Origin of the sequence: Dolichospermum sp. UHCC 0406, from assembly GCF_009712025.1 — a bacterium.
Lineage (GTDB): Bacteria > Cyanobacteriota > Cyanobacteriia > Cyanobacteriales > Nostocaceae > Dolichospermum > Dolichospermum lemmermannii.
This window is the reverse complement of record NZ_VILA01000015.1, coordinates 140625-162932: the sequence shown is the minus strand read 5'-3', so window position 1 is coordinate 162932 and position 22308 is coordinate 140625. Positions and strand designations below refer to the sequence as shown.

21 protein-coding genes, 1 tRNA gene and 2 pseudogenes are annotated in these 22308 nt (G+C 38.7%); 17 read left to right on the top strand and 7 right to left on the bottom strand.

Annotation, left to right across the window (positions count from 1 at the left end):
- The first annotated feature begins 278 nt into the window (after window positions 1-278).
- From FJR09_RS24730 to FJR09_RS14080, 7 genes are all read left to right on the top strand, one after another.
- Entirely contained in the window at window positions 279-437 is a 159-nt protein-coding gene (locus FJR09_RS24730; protein ID WP_174782924.1) for a hypothetical protein, read from the top strand.
- Between the two features lie 193 nt (window positions 438-630).
- Window positions 631-1824 (top strand): NAD(P)/FAD-dependent oxidoreductase, encoded by a 1194-nt coding sequence (locus FJR09_RS14105; protein ID WP_168654107.1) that lies wholly within the window; start codon window positions 631-633, stop codon window positions 1822-1824.
- A 134-nt stretch (window positions 1825-1958) separates the two neighbouring features.
- Entirely contained in the window at window positions 1959-2612 is a 654-nt protein-coding gene (locus tag FJR09_RS14100) for an HAD family hydrolase (RefSeq protein WP_168633418.1), read from the top strand.
- A 404-nt stretch (window positions 2613-3016) separates the two neighbouring features.
- Window positions 3017-3829 (top strand): carbon-nitrogen hydrolase family protein, encoded by an 813-nt coding sequence (locus FJR09_RS14095; RefSeq protein WP_148762241.1) that lies wholly within the window; start codon window positions 3017-3019, stop codon window positions 3827-3829.
- Window positions 3830-3956: 127 nt separating this feature from the next.
- A tRNA-Gln gene (locus FJR09_RS14090) sits at window positions 3957-4028 on the top strand.
- Window positions 4029-4488: 460 nt separating this feature from the next.
- Window positions 4489-6693, top strand: coding sequence for a GumC family protein (locus FJR09_RS14085; protein ID WP_371725399.1), 2205 nt, complete (start codon window positions 4489-4491; stop codon window positions 6691-6693).
- Between the two features lie 130 nt (window positions 6694-6823).
- A complete protein-coding gene (locus FJR09_RS14080) occupies window positions 6824-7969 on the top strand; it encodes a SpoIID/LytB domain-containing protein (protein ID WP_041457843.1) in 1146 nt (381 codons plus the stop codon).
- A 130-nt stretch (window positions 7970-8099) separates the two neighbouring features.
- Here FJR09_RS14080 and FJR09_RS14075 read toward each other — a convergent pair whose 3' ends face one another.
- Window positions 8100-9383, bottom strand: a complete 1284-nt coding sequence (locus FJR09_RS14075) for a hypothetical protein (protein WP_015079609.1) — start codon at window positions 9381-9383, stop codon at window positions 8100-8102.
- 127 nt (window positions 9384-9510) lie between these two features.
- Here FJR09_RS14075 and FJR09_RS14070 point away from each other — a divergent pair, with 127 nt between their 5' ends.
- The 9 genes and pseudogenes from FJR09_RS14070 to FJR09_RS14035 form a co-directional block, all read left to right on the top strand.
- Entirely contained in the window at window positions 9511-9987 is a 477-nt protein-coding gene (locus FJR09_RS14070; protein WP_015079608.1) for a hypothetical protein, read from the top strand.
- Between the two features lie 441 nt (window positions 9988-10428).
- Entirely contained in the window at window positions 10429-10584 is a 156-nt protein-coding gene (locus FJR09_RS14065) for a lmo0937 family membrane protein (RefSeq protein WP_148279107.1), read from the top strand.
- Between the two features lie 80 nt (window positions 10585-10664).
- Window positions 10665-11075 carry a YggT family protein gene (locus FJR09_RS14060; protein WP_015079607.1) on the top strand — a complete coding sequence of 137 codons (411 nt, stop codon included), beginning with the start codon at window positions 10665-10667 and terminating at the stop codon, window positions 11073-11075.
- Window positions 11076-11228: 153 nt separating this feature from the next.
- Window positions 11229-11498 carry a 30S ribosomal protein S15 gene (gene rpsO, locus FJR09_RS14055; RefSeq protein WP_015079606.1) on the top strand — a complete coding sequence of 90 codons (270 nt, stop codon included), beginning with the start codon at window positions 11229-11231 and terminating at the stop codon, window positions 11496-11498.
- Between the two features lie 12 nt (window positions 11499-11510).
- Entirely contained in the window at window positions 11511-11981 is a 471-nt protein-coding gene (locus tag FJR09_RS14050) for a PAM68 family protein (protein ID WP_168633414.1), read from the top strand.
- A gap of 660 nt (window positions 11982-12641) precedes the next feature.
- Window positions 12642-12797 carry a hypothetical protein gene (locus FJR09_RS14045; RefSeq protein WP_168653757.1) on the top strand — a complete coding sequence of 52 codons (156 nt, stop codon included), beginning with the start codon at window positions 12642-12644 and terminating at the stop codon, window positions 12795-12797.
- Between the two features lie 156 nt (window positions 12798-12953).
- Window positions 12954-13514, top strand: a complete 561-nt coding sequence (locus FJR09_RS14040; protein WP_254433114.1) for an NB-ARC domain-containing protein — start codon at window positions 12954-12956, stop codon at window positions 13512-13514.
- Window positions 13515-13662: 148 nt separating this feature from the next.
- Window positions 13663-14307, top strand: coding sequence for a hypothetical protein (locus FJR09_RS24725; RefSeq protein WP_015079602.1), 645 nt, complete (start codon window positions 13663-13665; stop codon window positions 14305-14307).
- 15 nt (window positions 14308-14322) lie between these two features.
- Window positions 14323-15036, top strand: a pseudogene (locus FJR09_RS14035) (tetratricopeptide repeat protein); the annotation flags it as partial.
- A gap of 322 nt (window positions 15037-15358) precedes the next feature.
- Here FJR09_RS14035 and FJR09_RS14030 read toward each other — a convergent pair.
- A complete protein-coding gene (locus FJR09_RS14030; RefSeq protein ID WP_041458313.1) occupies window positions 15359-16171 on the bottom strand; it encodes a DUF2887 domain-containing protein in 813 nt (270 codons plus the stop codon).
- A 501-nt stretch (window positions 16172-16672) separates the two neighbouring features.
- Here FJR09_RS14030 and aroF point away from each other — a divergent pair.
- Window positions 16673-17713 carry a 3-deoxy-7-phosphoheptulonate synthase gene (aroF, locus tag FJR09_RS14025; protein WP_015079599.1) on the top strand — a complete coding sequence of 347 codons (1041 nt, stop codon included), beginning with the start codon at window positions 16673-16675 and terminating at the stop codon, window positions 17711-17713.
- 60 nt (window positions 17714-17773) lie between these two features.
- Here aroF and minE read toward each other — a convergent pair whose 3' ends face one another.
- The 5 genes and pseudogenes from minE to FJR09_RS14000 all read right to left on the bottom strand — a co-directional run.
- On the bottom strand, window positions 17774-18079 hold the full coding sequence (minE, locus tag FJR09_RS14020) for a cell division topological specificity factor MinE (protein WP_015079598.1): 306 nt from the start codon (window positions 18077-18079) through the stop codon (window positions 17774-17776).
- 37 nt (window positions 18080-18116) lie between these two features.
- A complete protein-coding gene (gene minD / locus FJR09_RS14015) occupies window positions 18117-18923 on the bottom strand; it encodes a septum site-determining protein MinD (protein WP_015079597.1) in 807 nt (268 codons plus the stop codon).
- Between the two features lie 207 nt (window positions 18924-19130).
- Entirely contained in the window at window positions 19131-20309 is a 1179-nt protein-coding gene (gene minC / locus FJR09_RS14010) for a septum site-determining protein MinC (RefSeq protein ID WP_174783306.1), read from the bottom strand.
- A 118-nt stretch (window positions 20310-20427) separates the two neighbouring features.
- Window positions 20428-21756, bottom strand: coding sequence for a four-carbon acid sugar kinase family protein (locus FJR09_RS14005; RefSeq protein ID WP_168654106.1), 1329 nt, complete (start codon window positions 21754-21756; stop codon window positions 20428-20430).
- Window positions 21757-21766: 10 nt separating this feature from the next.
- Window positions 21767-22129, bottom strand: a pseudogene (locus FJR09_RS14000) (hypothetical protein); the annotation flags it as partial.
- Between the last annotated feature and the right edge of the window lie 179 nt (window positions 22130-22308).

The window sequence follows — 22308 nt, the reverse complement described above, 5'->3', positions numbered from 1 at the left end:
CCGAGACGAGATAAATCAGGGGTTTCTCCTTAATAAAACACTTCTTTGCGCTGATGGTTATTCCTACTTGCTAATTAATTCTATCATGTCACCGCGAATAAATAGAGCCTCCGGCACGCTCCGCGAACGCCGTTGGCACTTCCTCCACGCATCTATTGCCAAGTGGCTTCCGTGCCTTTCCTTCTATTTGGTGAATATATTCTATTTTGTGGTGATTTGTAATTCAATTCGTTGTCCGAGTACCCCTAGAGTCCGTTCCATCGCCCAGACTTAAAGCAATGTATATTAATTTAATAGTAAGTAGTGATGGAGATATACCTTTATTTTTTAGAGGAGCATCAGGAAATGAATCAGATAAAACCGTATTCGCTCACATCTTAGTGGAATATTCTAAACAAATAGATTTTGACAGTATAATGGTTGCTGACAGTGCTTAATGAGCGTGAAACTAATTTAAAATTAATGGTGAATATGAACTGGATAAGTCGAGTCCCATTATCCATTAAAAAAGCTAAAAACTTGGTAAAAGCACTGATAAGTAAAGAACAGCAAACCAAGTGATATCAAAGGATATAGCTATCAAGAAGAGAAAGTATCTTACCCTGTTAGGATTTAGCACCTGAAAAAACTATGACTCAACCAACTACAAAAATTTGTATACTAGGTGGTGGCTTTGGTGGACTCTATACCGCCCTGCGTTTAAGCCAATTACCCTGGGAATCTACACCAAAACCTGAGATTATTTTAGTAGATCAGAGCGATCGCTTTGTCTTTTCTCCCCTGCTTTACGAACTCCTCACCAGAGAACTCCAAACCTGGGAAATCGCCCCACCATACTCAGAACTACTGCAAGGAACAGGAATCCAGTTCCACCAAGCCGCTGTTTCCGCCATAGATATCAACGAACAAACAGTCCAATTAGCAGATAAATCAGAACTAAATTATGACCGCTTAGTCTTAGCCTTAGGTGGCGAAACCCCCCTAGACTTAGTTCCCGGTGCTGTCACTCATGCTTACCCTTTCCGTACTATTACTGATGCCTACAAATTAGAAGAACGGCTGCGAATTCTCGAAGCAGCAAATCCCGAAAAAATCCGTGTCGCCATAGTTGGTGCAGGTTACAGCGGCGTAGAATTAGCCTGTAAACTAGCAGATAGAATCGGTGAAAAAGGACGTTTCCGCCTGATTGAACTTAGCGACCAAATTCTCCGCACTTCCCCAGAATTTAACCGTGAAGCCGCCAAAAAAGCCTTAGATAGCAAAGGCGTATTTATTGACTTAGAAACCAAAGTAGCAGCAATTGATCAAAATAGCATCTCTCTGGAGTATAAAAATCAAGTAGATACCATTCCCGTAGATGTAGTCATTTGGACAGTGGGAACAAAAGTTTCTCCAGTTGTCACAGCCTTACCCCTCAAGCAAAATCAGCGTGGACAAATCACCACCACAGCCCAACTACAAGCCATAGAACATCCCGAAATCTTCGCGTTAGGAGATTTAGCCGACTGTCTCGACGCAGAAGGAAAACAAGTCCCCGCCACCGCCCAAGTTGCTTTCCAACAAGCTGATTATACCGCTTGGAATATCTGGGCTACTATTACCAATCGTCCCCTCCTTCCCTTCCGCTATCAACCATTAGGAGAAATGATGGCTTTGGGAATAGATAACGCCACCCTCACCGGGTTAGGTGTGCAATTAGACGGATCTTTTGCGTACTTAGCCCGTCGGCTGGCTTATCTGTATCGTTTACCAACTTTAAATCATCAGTTGAAAGTTGGTTTTAATTGGTTAGTTAGCCCTATAATAGAAGCCATTTCTAAGTAATTAAATATCCCCTAATTAAAGATAAAGATCCCCGACTTCTCAAAGAAGTCGGGGATCTGAAATGGTAAACTAGACGAATTCAGATATTATGGCTATGTATTTAGCGACTGCTGCGGACTAAAGTATTAATTCTTATGAAAAAGCCTAAAGTTATTTTTGTAGATGCTGTGGGGACATTATTTGGTGTTAAAGGTAGTGTTGGGGAAATTTACCGACAAATCGCCCGACAATTTGGTGTAGAAGTTTCCGCCCAAATTTTGGATGAAAACTTTATGAAAAGCTATAAAGCATCACCACCACCGATATTTATTGATGCAGATATCAAAGATATTCCCCAGCGTGAATATGATTGGTGGCAGATAATTGCTTTAAATACCTTTGAAGGTGCAGGAGTTCTCCAACAATTTACCGATTTTCCCGCTTTTTTTACCGAACTTTATATCCACTTTGGGACTTCCGAACCGTGGTATGTTTATCCTGATGTTAAGTTAGCTTTAATCAACTGGCGACGCTTAGGAATTGAATTAGGAATATTATCTAATTTTGATTCTCGTTTGTATTTAGTATTGCAAGGTTTAGGACTTAAAGAATATTTTACTTCTGTGACGATTTCTACTCAAGTCCGTGCTGCTAAACCAGATCCAGAAATTTTCAAAATTGCCTTAAACAAGCACAAGTGTTCACCGGAAGCCGCATGGCACATTGGCGACAGTATAACAGATGATTATTATGGGGCAAAATCCGCAGGAATAAGAGGTATTTGGATTAACCGTAATTCCACTGAATAATACCGTAATTGTCCGGTTAATAGAGGTTTATGGGTAAATTTTTCTGGCAAAGATTCTATATATAGTCATATTCATAAGTTATCGCTGTTACCTCTAGAAATTAGATTGTTAAATGCAGAAGGTTTAGAAATGGCGAAAAATCTGCTATTGGCTTTAAAGAAACGATTTTTGAGAGATTCTTAACTCCTTCTTTCTACCTCGGTGACTCTAGAAGTTCAAATGGCATGATATGACGATATATTTAAATATCTGGCGTTGCTGAATTGAGAGATGAAAAGCAAAAATTCCATGTCTGAAACTCTTAAACTTTGCGCCTTTGCGCCTTTGCGTGAGGCAAATTCATACTTTCATTCACCAATGCCAAATATCTACATTGTCTCAATTTACCGTTTGTTTTTGAATCTATGAAGTCTTATTTAGCCGCCGCTATTCAAATGACCAGTGTGCCTGATTTGCAAAAAAACCTGGCACAAGCAGAAGAATTAATTGATTTGGCCGTACGTCAGGGTGCGGAATTGGTGAGTTTACCAGAAAATTTCTCTTTTATGGGAGAAGAAAAAGATAAACTAGCACAAGGAAATGCGATCGCCCAAGAAACGGAAACATTTCTCCACAAAATGGCACAACGCTTTCAAATTACCATTCTCGGCGGCGGCTTCCCTATCCCTGTGGATCATAACGGTAAGGTTTATAATACAGCATTACTTATCGGTGCTAACGGTCAAGAACTCGCCCGTTACCAAAAAGTCCATTTATTTGATGTCAATGTTCCTGATGGTAATACCTACCAAGAATCAAGTACCGTCATGGCTGGACTGGAATTACCTCCTGTTTATGCTTCCCCTGACTTGGGGAAAATTGGCCTTTCTATTTGCTATGATGTCCGTTTTCCCGAACTGTACCGACATTTATCAAGTCAGGGTGCAGATATTTTATTTGTTCCCGCCGCTTTTACCGCTTTTACTGGTAAAGATCATTGGCAAGTATTATTGCAATCTAGAGCCATAGAAAATACCTGTTATGTGATTGCACCCGCCCAAACTGGTACTAACTATGACCGTCGCCAAACTCATGGCCACGCCATGATTATTGACCCTTGGGGTGTCATTTTAGCAGACGCTGGGGAAAAACCGGGAGTGGCGATCGCCGAAATCAAACCTACCAGACTAGAACAAGTCCGCCGACAAATGCCATCCCTACAGCATCGCGTATTTTAGCCACTCAGACCCCCGCACATCCCCAACTTCTTCAACAAGTCGGGGATCTTTCCTAAGTAAAATCTTTTTTCCCAAAACACTTGACATTATCCCAAGAGAACTGCTATATTCTCTATAGTGAAATCATTGGGGCGTAGCCAAGTGGTAAGGCAGTGGGTTTTGGTCCCGCCATCCCTAGGTTCGAATCCTAGCGCCCCAGTTATATAGAAGGCAAGTTTTTAACGCTTGCCTTTTTTGTTTTTACATTGCACCAAGCTGGAAAAAGTTCTTCTTCTGTCGCTTGGATTCAACAAAGCAAAACCCAAGGCATTTATTAAGTCATATATTAGGCTCTCGCAAGGCATAAGTGCCATCACTACGCAACTTTGACGCGAACAACCCAACCTAAGAATTAAATTGGCTAAAGGTATTGCTGGTACCTCCTCCCAAGATAAATATTTGCAGAAAATTTATGTTCCTCACACTGATTAGACATATATCTAGTTGAAGGTATTAGCCAAGAACTACTTGCTGAATATTTTCCGTTAAGTATATCTGTAATCAGAGGAAGAATAAGTATTGATTATTAAACAGAAAACATTGAGTATCAAATATCTCTAAAAGTTTTCTAATTATCATCTTCTTCCAGATATATTATTGAATTTGAGAGGAATATAATTGTGGCTACAAATGCGATAACGTTAAAAAAATTGCTTAATAGCTCTACACATATTGTAGTTGATATCAAAAAAATAACTGCGATTGCACTTCACCACCGTTGGTTTATTCTAGGGGTTTCTTGTGCGGTTATGTCAGTAACAAGCCTCTTAGCTATTACTAGTAAACCAACTTATCAAAGCTATATGCAAATATTGGTAAGTTATAATTCAGATAAATCTTTACCAGCTAGTAAGCCAGAAAAAACGACAAAAGACTTACAAAAACCACAGTTATCATCTATTGACTACAGTAGTCAAGTGAAATTAATGCTGAGTGCTAAATTAGTGCAAAAAGCTGTAAATTTACTTCATACTGATTATCCACAGATGACCATAGAAGATATTTATAGTAACAGCAAAATTGATAGAACTTCATCTTTATCACTAACTCAGTTACCAGTAGATACAGAAGTTAATCAAAATTTAAACCAAGTATTTTCGATCTCTTTTACAGACAAAGATCCTCTGAAAAGTAAAAGAGTATTACAAGCTTTAGAGAAAGTATATCAGGACTATAATACCGATCAAAAAAATCAGCGGATTAATCAAGGGTTAGTATTTGTTAATAACCATCTACCGCAACTGCAAAAAGATGTATTAAAAGCCGAGAAAAAATTAGAAAAATTTCGTCAACAGAATAATTTAATTGATCCAATTTTACAAAGTAAAATTTCACTACAGTCTTTAGCAGATATTCAAAAGCAGCGACAAAAAACTCGCGCTCAACTGCAAGATGTACAGACTCGACATAACAGTATAGAAGAAGCAATTGCTTCTTCTCATCAAAATCAAATAAATATTGATGATTCCCTTGAATCTCGCCAATATCAAGCCTTAATTCGTGAACTTAAGCAAACAGAAAAGGAATTAACTCAAGCTCGGATACTTTACACAGAAAAATATCCAATTATTGAACAACTGAAACAAAAAAAACAAATTATCGTCACACTATTACAACAACAAGGACAAAATAAAGCCGTTGATATCAATAGTAAATCAAAATTATCAGGACAAATAATACCTAAGTTAGAAAATGATTTAACTCAATTAAAAGTGAACGCATTAGGACTAATTGCTCATGATCGTGATTTGGCAAAATCCGAACAAGAAATTCGTTCCTTGCTGAGTACATACCCAAATTTGATTACAGAATATAAGAGGTTAGTTGCAAATGTAGAAATTTATCGCAAAACACTGCAACAATTGACGCAAGTGCAAAATTCATTAGGTGTAAAAATTGCTCAAGAAGGTTTTAATTGGCAAATTTTAGAAGAACCCGCTTTGGGAATACATATAGGAAATTTGCGCTGGTTGCTAATTGTTGGCGGCATATTAATTGGTCCAATATTGGGTTTAGCAGCAGCTTTAATTTGGGGAAAATTTAATAATGCAATTTTCTATACTCAGGACTTACAAAATCTCACAAATATTCAGTTATTGGGGTCAGTACCAAGATTAGGAAAACGTAAAGATAGTTGGACAAGCCAACTCCAATCTATAGTTAGAGATAAATCTAAAAATCTGGATATTTCTCATCAGGGAATTATTAAAAATTTACCTAATCATCAGAACTTAGATATTATTTACCAGAATATTCAGATGTTAAATAATTCTCTACCTTTAAAATCATTGATGTTAACTTCTGCACTACCAGGAGAAGGAAAAACAACTTTGGCTTTAGGGTTGGGGTCTAGTGCGGCTCGAATGCACCAAAGAGTATTAATAATTGATGCTAACCTGCGTTCTCCCAGTTTACATAAAACTCTAGGGCTGACCAATGATTGGGGTTTATCTTTATTACTTGTTGATGATATTAATCCATCATTTCATAATTATATTCAACCCATTCACCCAGCTATTGATGTTTTGACTGCTGGCCCCATACCAGAAGATGTGGCAAATTTGTTGAGTTCTGAGCGAATGCAAGAATTAATGGATTTATTTGCCCAAAATTATGATTTAGTGCTGATAGATGCGCCCTCTGTTTTAGATACAGTTGATGGTAGAATTGTCGCTTCTTTATGTAATGGGATTATTATGGTAGGACGCATTGGTAAAGTTACTCCCAATAAACTGATGGAAGCTACAGAAATTTTAAGCAAGTTAAATCTAATTGGTATTATTGGGAATGAAGTTTATGATGCTCCCCAAATATTGACACCATGAAAAAAGGAGTCAGGAGTCAGGAGTTTAGAAGAAGAAAGAAGAAAGAAAATTACCGAGTTTCCAGTTCTCAATCTGTCTGTTTAGAGAATTGCTGAACTAGAATAGTAGACGCTTGTGATCAAACAATAGTATGAAATTCCCACTGTTATTAGGCAATTTGTTTTCTGAGATTAAAGGTAGACATTGGTGGATAGGTATCCTGATGTGGTTTGTATTACTTGCTCCTGCACAAGCATCTGTAATTCTGCGTGTGGCAATTGAAAGAGAAGTCAAACAGGTAAAAGTCGGTGCTTCCACAACCGCTATTGTCAAAGATAGTAGTGGTAAGACTCTGGGAGAATTACCAGGAATGAGTGCCTTTGCGGCTCAAGCAGTTCCTGGAGGTGTAGCTTTAGATAGATGGCAATCCGGGTTATTTTGGATAGAACCCACCAATAAGGGATATGTTTATATTGGCGATCGCTGGTTTCGTGGTAGAACCCTAGTAGTACCCACAGCCAACGGTTTAACTGCCGTTAACTGGGTAGATTTAGAAGAATATCTCTACAGCGTCATTGGTGGAGAAATGGATACTAGCTGGCCACAAGAAGCCCTCAAGGCCCAAGCCATTGCTGCCCGTACCTATGCCCTTTATGAACGGGAAAGACAGCGGAAAAATCCCGTTTACGATTTAGGGGATAGTCCAGACCGTTGGCAAATTTATAAAGGTGTAAGTAGTGAATCTCCTAAAACTTACACCGCAGCAGATACCACCGCAGGCAAAGTCTTAACCTACAATAACCAAATCATTCTTTCCGTCTTTCACGCTTGTTCTGGTGGACACACTGAAAACGTTGAAGATGTTTGGGTTAGCAAAGAACCTTACCTGCGGGCTGTTCCCGACTTTGACCAAAAGATCAAAGAATGTAACTGGGTAAAAACCTTCACTCCCGGAGAAATTAGCGCCAGAATTTCCGGTGTTGGTAATGTCAAAGACATGATTATCGAAACTCTTTCACCTTTCAAAAGTGTCAAATCCTTAAAAATTATTGGTGATAAAGGGACTAAAGTTCTCCAAGGTGAAGAAGTGAGAACCGCACTCAAAATTAAAAGTACCCGGTTTATTGTTAGTAAAGATGCAAATGGCGGTTTTGTTCTGCAAGGATTAGGTTTTGGTCACGGTTTAGGAATGAGCCAATGGGGAGCTTACGAATTAGCAAAACGTGGTGCAAACCACTTGCAAATTTTAGGATATTACTACAAAGGTGTAGCCCTGACACCTATTCAGGCAAAGTAGCAGAAGAAGGAGTCAGGAGTCAGGAGTCAGGAGTCAGGAGTCAGGAGTCAGGAGTCAGGAGTCAGGAGTCAGGAGTCAGGAGGAATAAAGAAAGAATAAAGAAGAAACAAGCAAATTTCTCTTCTATTCCCTATTCCCTATTCCCTGTTCCCTGTTCCCTGTTCCCTATTTGCTTATTCTGAAATTCCTGTTCTAACAAATCTGCTTCTGTAGAATAAACAGAATCTTCTTTACCAATAACTTTTTCTGTGGCAAATTCACGAGCAAAAGCGATCTTTTTCTGCAAAGAAGCATCTGCACCTGCTAATAATCTAGCTCGTTCTTGACGTTGAAGATTGCGAGTAGAAACCTGATCATTGCGTCGTTTAATCCAAAAATACCGGATTAAAGGAATAGCTAAAAAACCAATACCATAAGCTAATAGAAGTCCATAAATCCCTTGCACAAAAGCGACTAATCCCCCAATTTGAGTCGCAATTGTGCCATTTTTCAATAAATTACCCAGGATTAAAGCCCCAACAAAATTCACTCCTCCCAAACCAGCACTGAGCATAAGTTGTCCAGAACTGGCAGAACTAAACTTCCAGGAAAATTCATGCAAATATTCAGATATTGAGCGCCGCTGTTTTTTACTTGCTCTTACCTGTAACTCAGGGAAATAATAAACTATTTGCCCGTCAGAACTTACCTGGGGCATTCCATTAAATCTTACCAGCACAGGCAGCATATAATCCTCATATTCTTGTTGATATTTTGCGCCAATATCATCTAAATAAGGAGCAATTTGTTCTGCAACTACAGCACCTTGATTATTACTAATCACAGCCCCAATTTCTTCCCAGCGACGTTCTTCCAAATTGGCGTTAGGATCACCATCACCAAAGAGGAATGAAAACACAGCTTCAAAAAAATTCATTTCATTATTTTCACCCCGTTCCCCCCGTCGTTCTTGGTAGCTATCACGATGATTTGGGCTAAAATACCAGAATAAATCTGGAAAGAAAAAGAAATTAAAACCTTTAGAATTATTACTGCGATTGTCATTATCCCGATCTGAACTAGCAGTCATGATAATGATAATAGTCAGAGTAATCAGCAAAATAGAAGCAACTAAAAGGACACCAAAGGAAATCCGAATTAGATAAAATAGCACAGACCAAACTTTTTTCCACCATTCTTGCAACCGGATTTGCAAGTATTTATTGCGGATAATATCCCGAAAATTTTTGGGAAATTGGTAAACAACATCACCTGATTCTGCAACCTGCAAATGTCCCCCAGCGTCAGCAGCAAGGGCTAATAAACTTTGGTTGACTTCAGCTATATTTAATCCTATCTGGGTGGCTACATCACCAACTGTGACTCGGTAGCCCAGTTGTTCCACAGAACGCATAATGGCGGGATTGGGAGTCATAAATTTGCCATTTTGTTATATTTTGGTTTACCTTTATTCAGTATAATTGAACTAAAATTTCTTTTCTTTGCAATTCTTAATTGCAATCATACTTTTCACAAATTAGCTAGGATTTATATATACACCTATGGTTCAGTACAGTCTCGCTCAAAGCCCGGAACTTATCCTGATTGTTCCTGGTAAAGATTCCGCTAAAGCCCGTGATAAAGCCATGGATCAACTAATGGAACTCATGGAGGCTGGTGAATTACCAACGGAACTAGAAGAGGGATTTGGTCCGCAACAATTAATTGAGGTGAAAGAACCAACTACAGATACTTCTAGCCGTGAAGACGAAATTACCCAAGCCGTGCAAATTCTCAGTAATTTAGCTTCCTTGAAGTTAAAAGTCCAAGAATCACGCACTGAAGCCTTAGAAATTCGTCAAGCCATTGATGTGCTGTTTTCCGATAAATCTGTCACCGAGGAAGAAATAACCCATCTTAAAGAAGGTTTTAAAGTTCTCAAAAATTTTGCTCAAGCTAATCTGCGTTACCAGGAAGCGAGGGGAAAAGCAGAACAAGCTAGACAAGTTTTAGATCAAGCTCTCAAATCACCGGAGTAATATTAGATTGGATATCTCCAGAAAATAATGTAGAGACGTTCCATGGAACGTCTCTACAAGGGTTTTAGGATACGCATATTTAAATTCGGTCGTTGTCTATTAAATTTGTTCTCTTTCTGTTGGACTATCTCTTCTTGAGGATTGAGATTCAATCATATTCAGATAAGATATTTGCATAACCAAAGACTTCTGTAGTAACACACTATATAGGGTTTGCTGAAAAAGTCTTTTGGTGAGGGCTAGGAGTCAGGAGTCAGGAGTCAGGAGTCAGGAGGAAGAATTAGAAGGAGGTAAGAATAGTTTCAAATCTGAGAAAGTGATAAGTTTTTGATGGTTTTAACGCTTATTCCTTGCACCTAATTCACCTTTTTCAACTCTGAAACTCCTAATATATCTAGGTTTTCGGTTTATTCAGCAAGCCCTATATAATAAAAGGGAAATATGATTAATCTAATTTGGACGGCTGCTGTTGTACTCTTTGTCCTCTGGCTGTTAGGATTCTCGGTTCATGTCGGAGGTAGCTTAATTCATCTGCTTTTAGTTTTAGCTCTAATTGGAATAGTTTACAATTTACTAGTTGGTCGCCGCATAGTCTAATTTTTGAGGATGCAAGGCTGTATCTGAGGTTTGAATACAAGCACTGAAGTTATAGCCATATTAATAAAAATCCCAAACTTATGAATAGAAATCCTCATGAACGAAGCAATTCTGCGCGAAGGCAAGAACTTCGTAGTGAAGAAGAAAGTTTCCGACTGCAACAGGAAGAGGGACGACTTGAATCTGGCAAACGGAGATCTATATTTGCCTGGATTATCAATAGCATTTACCTGCTAGTGGGAATGCTGGAAATCCTGCTGATGTTACGCTTCTTTCTGCGTTTTTCCGGGGCAAATACGCAAAATACTTTTGCCCAGTTTATTTACAATCTTTCTGCTCCCTTCATTGCGCCATTTTCCACCTTGTTAATTAGTCCTGTTGCTGGTGGTGGAGCGAATGTTTTTGATGTCAATGTCCTAATTGCAATTATCGTGTATGCTCTCTTAGGCTGGCTCAGTGTATGGCTGGTCAAATTTCTCGCTGGTCGGTAGAGAAAAGTTGAAAAATGAACGGATTTAATTTAATACTATTGTTAAGCCCTGAGAGTGTCAAGAGTTCTAGAGAAATTTGCCACAGCAATGGATGGGTGTGATATTATAGGAAACTGCTACACAAATTTAAAAACAATCACAATTTAAGCGACCATGGCTCTGACTCAACAGCGCAAACAAGAAATAATTTCTGGCTTCCAAGTTCATGAAACCGACACCGGTTCGGCTGATGTCCAAATTGCCATGCTAACTGACCGCATTAACAAGCTCAGTCAACATTTGCAAGCTAACAAAAAAGACCATTCCTCCCGCAGAGGACTGTTGAAGATGATTGGTCAAAGAAAGAGTCTTCTGGCTTATATCCAAGCAGGTAGTCAAGAAAAATATAAAGCTTTAATTACTCGTCTCGGTATTCGCGGTTAGGAACTAATTCTTATGGCTGCTGAAGAATCGGAACGTAGTCCATTGCCTTTTGAGCCAAACAAAAAGCGTCCCAAACCCGCTAAGACTGTAACTAAGTCCGTCATTAAAACCCAAGCACCCCAGGAAAAACCGCAACAGCAACGTCGTTATTCTAAACAAGAAATGGCGATTCCTGAAGTAGTCAGCCAGCGAATGATTCGCAGAGTGGCTGGTTTTTGCGGTATTCCCACAGCTTTAGGGATTACTAGTTTGATAGTTAGCTATCTATTAGTTACCTTGGCTGATATCCAACTTCCGCCTATCGCCGTTTTATTGGTGAATATGGGATTGTTTGGGTTAGGTGTGGTGGGAATTACTTATGGTGTTCTTTCTGCTTCTTGGGATGAAGAAACACCGGGAACTTTTCTAGGTTTTGATGAATTTAGCACTAACTGGGGAAGGATGACCGAAGTTTGGCGTGATACCCAGAAAAAGAACGTCTAACAAGCAGCGTCCAGGTAATAACTGTAATGTGGGGTAATTTGGAAAATGAGTTTTGAAGTGGAATTTATATCACTTTAACTTCAAGTTTAAAAGACTGTATTTTTCTAGTTTATACCCAATATTCAGCAAAAAATACCTGGCGCTACATTTGTATTTATATATTTAAAAGAATATGTTTTAATTTCTCAAAATGAAGTTAAGGTAGAGGTTTATCGTCAAGATGAAAAAGGAAATTGGACTATACAAACTTTGATGAATCGTGATGATAAATTACATTTAGATTCCGTTGGGTTGATTCTATAAATAGCAGAAATATATGAAGATATTATTAATATTTAATTTTCCAATTTAGTTATAGAAAAAAATAGCAGATAGATTAAACCACAATTCAGACAGGACTGCGTTGAGGAATATATAAGAGGATGTTTTAAAAGTTTTTAATGTGGAAACAGACCCCTCTCCAAACCTCTCCCCTACCAGGGGAGAGGCTTTAAAAACCCCATTCCCTTGTAGGGAAGGGGGGAAGGGGGGTTAGGTTTTTGGAGATTCTGGGTTTCATATAATACTTTTCAAACAACCTCTAAGGTGTAGTGAAGCGTTGACAAAAAAGATGTATCATAAATCATGAGGAGAAAAATGATACCTTAACCAATATTACAAATGGAACCATTCACAACTGTTGCTATTGCTCTTGCTACCATACTCGCTACCAAAGCCACAGAAAAAATTGGCGAAAACATCGGAGACGCTTTAACTCACAAAACTCAGCAGTTTTCGGAATGGTTGAAACAGCGACTACCTGGAACTTTCGCTTGACTGGACTCGTCCGACGGGAAACGGACAAAGTTAACTCCCACTAAAGATATACCCTATCGTGGTTCTGTTCATTTTGTCGGACGAGAAACAGAACTGACAACTATCCATGAAGATTTGCGACGGGGAAATTATGTAGCAATAACCGGAATGGGTGGTTTGGGTAAAACTGAATTAGTTACTCAATACGCGAAAGAATATCAAGATCATTATGATGGCATAATTTGGTTTAATGCTAGACAACGTATTCTCGCAGCAGAAGTATTTGAGCTTTTTACATTAAAATTCGGTCTGGAAATTCCCCAAACTCAGGGAGAAAAGCTGCTAACTCTCCAACAACAGGTAGATTGGTGTTGGTTACAATATCCAGAAACACAAAAACCTGTTTTAATTGTCGTTGATGATTTAACTGATTTAACACAGTTACAAGATGTTGTTCCCCCAGAAACACGCTTTCGGGTTTTGATAACCACTCGACAACAACATTTAGACCCTAATTATATTCAAGAACTACCTTTAGAGGTTCTATTACCACCAATAGCATTAGAACTTTTACAAAAGCAATTGGGAAAAAATCATCAGCGAGTTGTCAATGAACCAGAAACTGCTACAGAAATATGTGAGTTTTTGGGAAATTTACCTTTGGGGATAATTTTAGTCGGAAGTTATTTAACAACAGATTTGGGACTTTCTCTAACTCAAATGTTAGAGGTTGTTTGAAAACTTTTTCGTGTGGGATCTGACACCCGCAGATCCCCCTAAATCCCCCTTGAAAAGGGGGACTTTGAGGAATTTAGCCCCCCTTTGTAAGGGGGGTTGGGGGGATCTCGATTAATTCTGATACTTTTCAAACATCCTCTTAGAACGGTTGCAAAAACGTAAGTTAGCGGAAACAGCTTTACAAAAAAGAGAAACTATCAATCAAACTCAATTGGGAATTAAAGCCGCTTTTAATTTAACTTGGGAAACACTGGATACTCAAACTCAATATCTGGGAGCATTTTTAAGTTTATTTTCTCCTCAGTTTATTCTTTGGGATTTGGTAGTTGAGGTAATTGAGTTTGAAGTAGAGAATAAGGAAAAACAACTAATTTGGACAAAGGAAGAATTAACTACCTCTAAAAAAAGACTTTATCAAGTTAACTTTTTACAAACAGGACAAGAATCACCAGAAGCTTATACAATTCATAATTTAGTGCGGTTGTTTTTGCAAGAACAGTTAGCAGAAGTTGGAGAAAAGCAGCTAATTCTCGAAAGAACTTTTATTACTTTTATGATATTCGTTGCTAGAATCCTTCCTCAATCACCCACTTCTCAAGATATTGAAAATTTCCAGTTAGTTGTTGTTCATTGGGAAGATTTAGGAAAACGGTTAATAGATGAAATTAACCAAGAAACAGCAGCAAAGAATAATTTACCAGTATCTATGGTTGCTGATGAAATCCTTTGGGTATTTGAAGGGTTAGGAAGATTTTATCAAGGACAAGGATTATATCAAGTAGCAGAATTTTGATGTCAGAAATTAGTAAAAGTTTGTCAAACTTTATTTACAGGCGATCATCCTGATTTTGCTTCTAGCTTGAACAATTTAGCAGTTCTTTACCGTAACCAAGGAAAATACAGTGAAGCAGAACCTCTCTACCTTGATGTTTTAGAAATGACAAAGCGGCTATTTACAGACGACCATCCTAATGTTGCTACTAGCTTAAACAATTTAGCATTTCTTTACGATAGCCAAGGAAAATACAGTAAAGCAGAACCTCTCTACCTTGATGCTTTAGAAATGAGAAAGCGGCTATTTACAGGCGACCATCCTGATGTTGCTACTAGCTTAAACAATTTAGCACTTCTTTACGATAGCCAAGGAAAATACAGTAAAGCAGAACCTCTCTACCTTGATGCTTTAGAAATGAGAAAGCGGCTATTTACAGGCGACCATCCTGATGTTGCTACTAGCTTGAACAATTTAGCAGGTCTTTACGATAGCCAAGGAAAATACAGTGAAGCTGAACCTCTTTACTTTGAAGCTTTAGCTATGTCTGAACGAGTGCAAGGAACTAATCACCCTAATACAATAATCTTTCGGAACAACTTGCAACTTTTACAACAGCAACTCATACCTCCTTCTTTTTATAAACGTTTGTTGAATAACCTATCAGTTGTGTTAACCTTACTATTGCATCGTCTACAACTACTAATCAAACGTATTATTATCTTTTCCTGGCGTTTGTTCCGACGTTAACAACAGCTTACCCAACTTTAATAAAGTATTACTATGCAGTTTTATTGTATTGCATTACAAAGATAAATTTTTATTTAACAGTTAAATTAGATTAATTTGCAATCTTGCTGCATTATATTACAGAATTAAAATTTTATTTTGCAGTTTTATTGTATTGTATTAAACTAATAACGTAAGTTGCTAGTTAGACACATTGTCAGAATCAGGATGTTCAGGATTAAAGGATGAACAGGATTAAAAGATGAATTTTATTATCAATTACCTATTACCAATTATCCATTACCAGCCTTAACTAAATAACTAGCAACTTGAGTTAATAAAATTATTGCTGCTGTAACCAACCTTCCAAATCTGCTACAGTTACAAAATCCAACAGCACATCACATAAATCTTCAATCTGTACTAATGATAACCGCTGTACCTGCGACAACAACTCATCAGGAATATTACCCAAACGCCGTTTTAAAAAACGTAATGTGATTATTTTTTCTCCCTCTTCCTTGGCTTCCTGTATCGCTCTTGGCTCTTCTAAATCTAATCCCAACATAGTTATAATCTCCTTGCGACTAAATTTTTTAAACTTGTAAACAATAATCGTCGTGATTAAATCTATTATCGCTGCTTCCGACTGTTTCCGCGCCTCAGCTAACAAAAACTTTGCTGCTTCTATTGCTTCAGTATCTTCCTTAATCGTCAGCAACATTAAACCTAATCCCAACGGTTGCTGCTGTACATCCCCCAATTCATCTAAATATACCCGACGAACTTGATCACCTGCTAATAAAGACCGATGAATCTTTAAATTTGATGGTTCTAAACTCCGCGAACCAAAAATTATCACACCATACCAATCATCATAACGAATAGAATGGCGATGGAGAAACAGGGATAATTCTGAAAAGAAGCGAAAATATAAATTTTCATCTTTTTGAAACTGCACTTCTGCAAAAAACACCACTGGAGAAACTGCATTAGCTGGAGGTAGAAACACCCCATCAATTCGGAAAGCCGTTTCTTTTACTTCCACCGATTCAAACTGATAACTATCGGCTTCTGCTGGTGGTTCATCTACTAATTCAAACAACAAACTAGGAAATTGTTTGAACAATTTATAAAAAATCGAATCCCGTCGCATTATTAATGAAAATTCTACTGTATAACAATTATATAGCATTTCCTAGTCTAATGAAGTACAAAATTATCTGCGTTTATCTGCGTCCATCTGCGTTTGATTATTAACTCTTGTACCTCACTTGAATGGGAATTGCTATATTTGATTTGTAAACACTATGACTGGATAGATTAAAATGTTTAATTGTAATCAAAAACTTATGCTTCTACTCCTCCCCTTATGGAAAAGAATATTAATTTAATTTTCGTAAGTTGGGTTGAATGAAGTGAAACCCAATATTGGCAGTAGGATAGTAAGATTTGTTGGGTTTCCTTGCGTCAACCCAACCTACAATAAATGTTGTTTTACATAAAGGGAACGGTAGAGCCAATTTTTCTAGTAAAATTCAGCACAAATTACTCTCTATTTAGGAGAAAGTACCTGACGCTACATTTTTTTTCATAAGTTTTTGTTGTTAATCTAAAGTTAGTTAATCAAAAATCTACTTAAAAAAGGAACTTGTAAATGATTATCGTCATGAAAGTTGGTTCCCCACAGGAAGAAATAAATCGGATTACCACAGAATTATCAGGCTGGGGACTAACACCAGAAAAAATTATTGGTCAACATAAAGTAGTCATTGCTTTAGTTGGGGAAACTGCGGATTTAGACCCGCCCCGCATTCAAGAATTGAGTCAATGGATTGAGCAAGTATTACGAGTGGAAGTACCCTACAAACGAGCCAGTCGCCAATTCCGTCATGGAGAAGCTTCTGAAGTGGTGGTGAATAGTCCTCAAGGTGATGTGGTGTTTGGTGAACATCATCCTTTGGTAGTTGTCGCTGGACCCTGTTCTGTGGAAAATGAAGAAATGATTGTAGAAACAGCACTGCGGGTAAAGGCGGCAGGAGCTAAGTTTTTACGCGGTGGGGCATATAAACCTCGTACTTCACCTTATGCTTTTCAAGGTCATGGTGAAAGTGCTTTGGAATTGTTAGCTACAGCCCGAAAGGTCAGCGGACTGGGGATTATTACAGAAGTAATGGATACGGAAGACTTGGAGAAAATTGGCGAAGTTGCTGATGTGATTCAGGTGGGGGCGAGAAATATGCAGAATTTTGCCATGCTCAAGAAGGTAGGAGCGCAACCGAAACCAGTGCTGTTAAAACGGGGTATGGCGGCAACTATTGAAGATTGGTTAATGGCGGCTGAGTATATTTTAGCGGCGGGTAATCCCAATGTGATTTTGTGTGAACGGGGAATTAGAACTTTTGACCGTCAGTATACTCGCAATACCCTAGATTTATCGGTTGTGCCAGTTTTGCGAAAATTGACCCATTTACCGATTATGATTGATCCTAGTCATGGTGTGGGTTGGTCTGAGTTTGTTCCTGCTATGGCGAAGGCAGCGATCGCTGCGGGTACAGATTCGCTAATGATAGAAGTACATCCCAACCCAGCTAAAGCCTTATCGGATGGACCCCAATCTTTAACCCCAGACCTGTTTGATAAATTAATGTCAGAATTATCCGTAATTGGTCACCTCATGGGACGGTGGCCAAATTAACGCCCCCATTCGCTTTTTAATATCCAATCCAAGACAATTCAGGGCGCAGACCCTGCGCCCCTACAGTAGGATATCACTATTTTCTAGAACTGTTTCATCTAGGCTTTCTTTAACCCTACGGATTGGTAAATTAGCAATTAAAGCCGTTGTCCGTTGGCTGCTTTCTAGGGAAAACTCCAAACCATCTGTTTCTATTTCGACATAGCGACAAACGATTTCCAGGATTTCCTGACGCATTTTTTCTAAAGTTTGGGGGTCTAAGTCCGCACGGTCATGGGATATTACCACTTGCAGACGACGTTTAACATCATCGCGGCTGTTATCGGGACTACGAGCAAAAAATTTTTCTAAAATTTCAAGAATCATTGCGGGTATGTGTAAGGCAGAAACACTGGCAAATAAATTAAACAATTTTTGACCACAACATCTTTCTCAACCGAGAGAAGATGCTTTTACTAGATGAGTCAAGCTCCAGAAATTCGACAGTTTCCCCTTCCAATCTCCGAGCAATATTCTCAAAAGCGGTGGCAGCTAAAGAGGGAGTGTCTGATAATACTAAAGGTTCGCCCCGATTGGTAGAGACAATCACCCGCTCATCGTCGGGGATGACTCCAATTATGGGAATGGCGAGAAGTTCCTGAACGTCCTGTACAGACATCATATCATTTGCCTCTACCATTGCTGGTCTAATTCTATTAACTATTAAGTTAATCTTTTTGACACCTTGGGCTTCGAGTAATCCTACTACCCGGTCAGCATCACGGACAGCGGAAATTTCGGGAGTGGTGACAATCAGGGCTTCTTTGGCTGGTGCAGTCGCATTTTTAAACCCCATTTCAATTCCTGCGGGGCAGTCAATCATTACATATTCGTACTTTTGTGCTAGGGCATTTACCAGTAACTTCATTTGGTCAGGTGTGACGGATTCTTTATTGCGATGTTGGGTAGCTGGGAGGAGTACCAAATTAGGTTGTCGTTTATCTTTAACCAAAGCTTGTTCTAGACGACACTCCCTAGCCAAAACTTCCACCGCTGTATAAACAATCCGATTTTCTAGTCCTAGAAGTAAATCTAAATTTCTCAGTCCAAAATCTGCATCAATTAAGGCTACTTGTTTGCCTATTTTGGCTAAAGCCATCCCTAAATTAGCTGAAACTGTGGTTTTACCCACTCCCCCCTTACCGGAGGTAATGACAATAATGCGGGTCATGATAATGCTTTATGAGAGTTCAGGGAACAACAATAAAATATTTAAAGCTATTGATTGATTCTAATTTAGTAACCTAACAGAAATTAATTACATATCCAGTATATTGCAGGTAAATGGGGTACAAATATTAATGTTCAAACTTTGCACCGCAGGGGTTTTACTGCTGACTGTTGAAAGCTGCTGTATATTCTTTACTAAGTAAGAATTTTAGATCAGATTTTGTGTAACTAATTGCGTTCGACTACTTAATTGACTGCGGGAAAAATCAGCGGCTTTAACAATGCGAATTCCTTCAGATGTAATATGTGCAACTTCAGGAAAGAAGCTGGTGAGGGTTTTTTCTGGTGATCTAGCGACAGCATCAGCAATTCGCAATTGGGTTGGTTCCATTTGCAAGGCCATGATCAGAGATTCCCGATTCCCACCGGCACCAGCATGGGCAACTCCCCGCAATCTTCCCCAAATGAGAATATCCCCATCGGCAATGACGATACCACTAGGATTGATATCTCCTAAGATAACTACCGTACCGGGATGACGAATTTCTACACCTGATCTGACTGTCATTTGCAGATAGAGGGCATCTGCTAGGGCGCTGGGAGTCGGTTGAATATCGGAAGTGAGGGATGTGTGGAGTTGGGTTTGTTCTACGGAATAACCCAGGGTACAGGCAGCGATCGCTGTTTGTCTCCGACTGGTAGCTACGGATTTTAGTTGAATTTGGTATGTATTTAAAGTTTCTGCCAAATCTTGCAATTGTCTATTATCTAACAATCTATCTTTTGCTACTAGATGCAGGGATGTATTTGGTTTCCGTAAGCGATCGCCTGCATTGAGACGCTGTTTCATTTGTTGCCAAATTTCCCACCAACTGAATTCTGATGGTGATACTTGAGATTCCGTGGGCAAAATCAATAATAGTCGCTCTCCTTCAGTTTTTAACTGAACTTGAATATTATGATCTACCTTTTGTCCTAGTAATTCTAAATCAGCACTTGGTAAATCAGATAAAATCGAACCAGATTCCCCCCCATTAGGCATATTAGATTCTGGATTTTCAGCAGCAGAATTACCTTTTAAAAAGGCAATTACTGAATTTAACTCTGAATTAGGGATAACAGGATCAGATTCTACTTTATGATCAGCAAAATCTGGATTGATCTCGCCAGAGTTAGAATTATTTACCTCTTGATCAACTTGATGAAAAACTGATTCTGATTTAGAAAGTTCAGCCTTTATTTCCTCAGATTTAGCAGAATTACCAGCATCTACATTATTTTCGACAGAATGAGAATTATTTACCTCTTGATCAATCTGATGAGAAATAGATTCTGAATTAGGAAATTCAGCCTTTATTTCCTCAGATTTAGCAGAATCAGAATTCATGCAGCACTAGCCAAAATACACTAAAATTTGAGATTTTCATAAAAGATTGAGAATGGGTAATTGGTAATTGGTAAGACTCTTGCCTCTTGCCTCTTGCCTCTTGCCTATTCCCTATTCCCTATTCCCTATTCCCTATCAATCTTTGATAAACCGTTCCCAAAGCATCAGCATTGCCGACATTACCGGGAAACAATACAACTGGCAAATTAGGAAACAGGGGATGATCAGATGGTGTAATTACCATTGAACAGCCTGCTAAAATTTGACCAAGTAATCGGGCTGAAGTTAAAGCCAGTCCCGTACTGAGAACATCATTAGAAGTAATACCCCCCTTACTGATGAGAAATCCTAGATCAGATGGTAAACCCTGGACAATATCCATAAGTAAAGCGGAAACTGTACTGCCAAAATCTAACCTAGTTTTGACATCTTTAAAAGCCAATTCCTGCCGACTAGTATAAACTACTGGTGTTTTACCAGCATTATGTACTACTTTGACATTTTCGAGAATCTCGGTTAGCAGTTTAGCAGATTCATTTACCCCATTTTCAAGTAATCTACCCACATTAACTTCTATGCCTACCGTTCCCTCAACTTGTAATAATGATTCTAACTGTTGAGTTGTCTTTTTAACGTGAGAACCCACAATAATTGCACCAGGTTTACCATCGCGCACATATTTTGCCATACTTTCAGCAGCAATGGGTTGGGGTGGTAAGGCAGCCAAAGCTGTTAAAATACTCGCAGCAGAACGGAATAAAAACCGTTTTCCCCGACTTGCGGCTGTTAATACATCTACCGCAAAGATATTAAGATCATCTTGATGTTCTCCGTCTACGACACCACAGTGATTATTCTCAAGTTGTAACAAGCTTTCTAAACTACCAGCACGGATATCTGCGAGTAAAAATCTAGTAACAGTATCTTCTTTAATCCGTCCCTTGGTTTTTTCTTCCACATATTTAGGCAGATAGCTGTAATTATATCCAAAGACAGAATCACGAGCAAATTCTGTTTCATGTACGGGAGTGGGAACACCATCAATAATTAGATAGTGAATACTATCGCGGGTAATTCTTCCCCCTTCAAAAAATGCCGGCACAAGAAAATGAGCATCAAATGGACCGAGTTCTTCAGCAATAACATCAGTTTCTATAGGATAATGTCCGCGTAAGGTGGAGTCAGAACGACTAACTACGAGAAAATCCTCTATTTTTTCGGCTGCTAAGGCAAGTTTGAGGTTATGACAAACTTCTCTAGTTACAAATGCGGCTGCTTCTGGAGTCAGAGAACGAGTATTAGTTAAAATAAAGAAAATGGGAGCATCATCTTTTAATCCTAAACGTAAAGTTTCTACATCCCAACGCATCAATAATAAACAACTATGGACGGTTTGTGAACCAGTGGGATCATCATCAAGGACAATTATTTTAGGTTGGTTATTCATTTTAGGAAATTTAAACTAGACTTTCTGTAATTTTCACAAGTTCTGCTTGCACATCTAAGGCAATCTGTAATGATTGATTAAGAAGTTGAGCATATTCACTAGCTTGACTACTAACTGGTAAGGTTTGCAGATTAGCTAAATTATTTACCACTAAATCTTGGTTATTAGCAAGCAATTTTTTATTATCGCGCAAAATCCGTTCACTTTTTAAGGCGCGAAGTAAATCTTCTCTAATCAGTTATAGTGCAGATATTACCTGTTCTCTGTCGCTAATGCTACTTTGGGAGTTACCAGAATTAGTCAGTTGATCATGAATATCTATAGCTTGAACGACTTGATGATATTTTTCAACTTCGTCTAGTAGGATTGTCAAGATAAAAATGATGGGCTGTAGTGTGAGCGAGACGCTCACGCGGGCATCTTGCCCGCACTACCAAAAACTTGAACGACTTGATGATATTTTTCAACTTCGTCTAGTAGGATTGTCAAGATAAAAATGATGGGCTGTAGTGTGAGCGAGACGCTCACGCGGGCATCTTGCCCGCACTACCA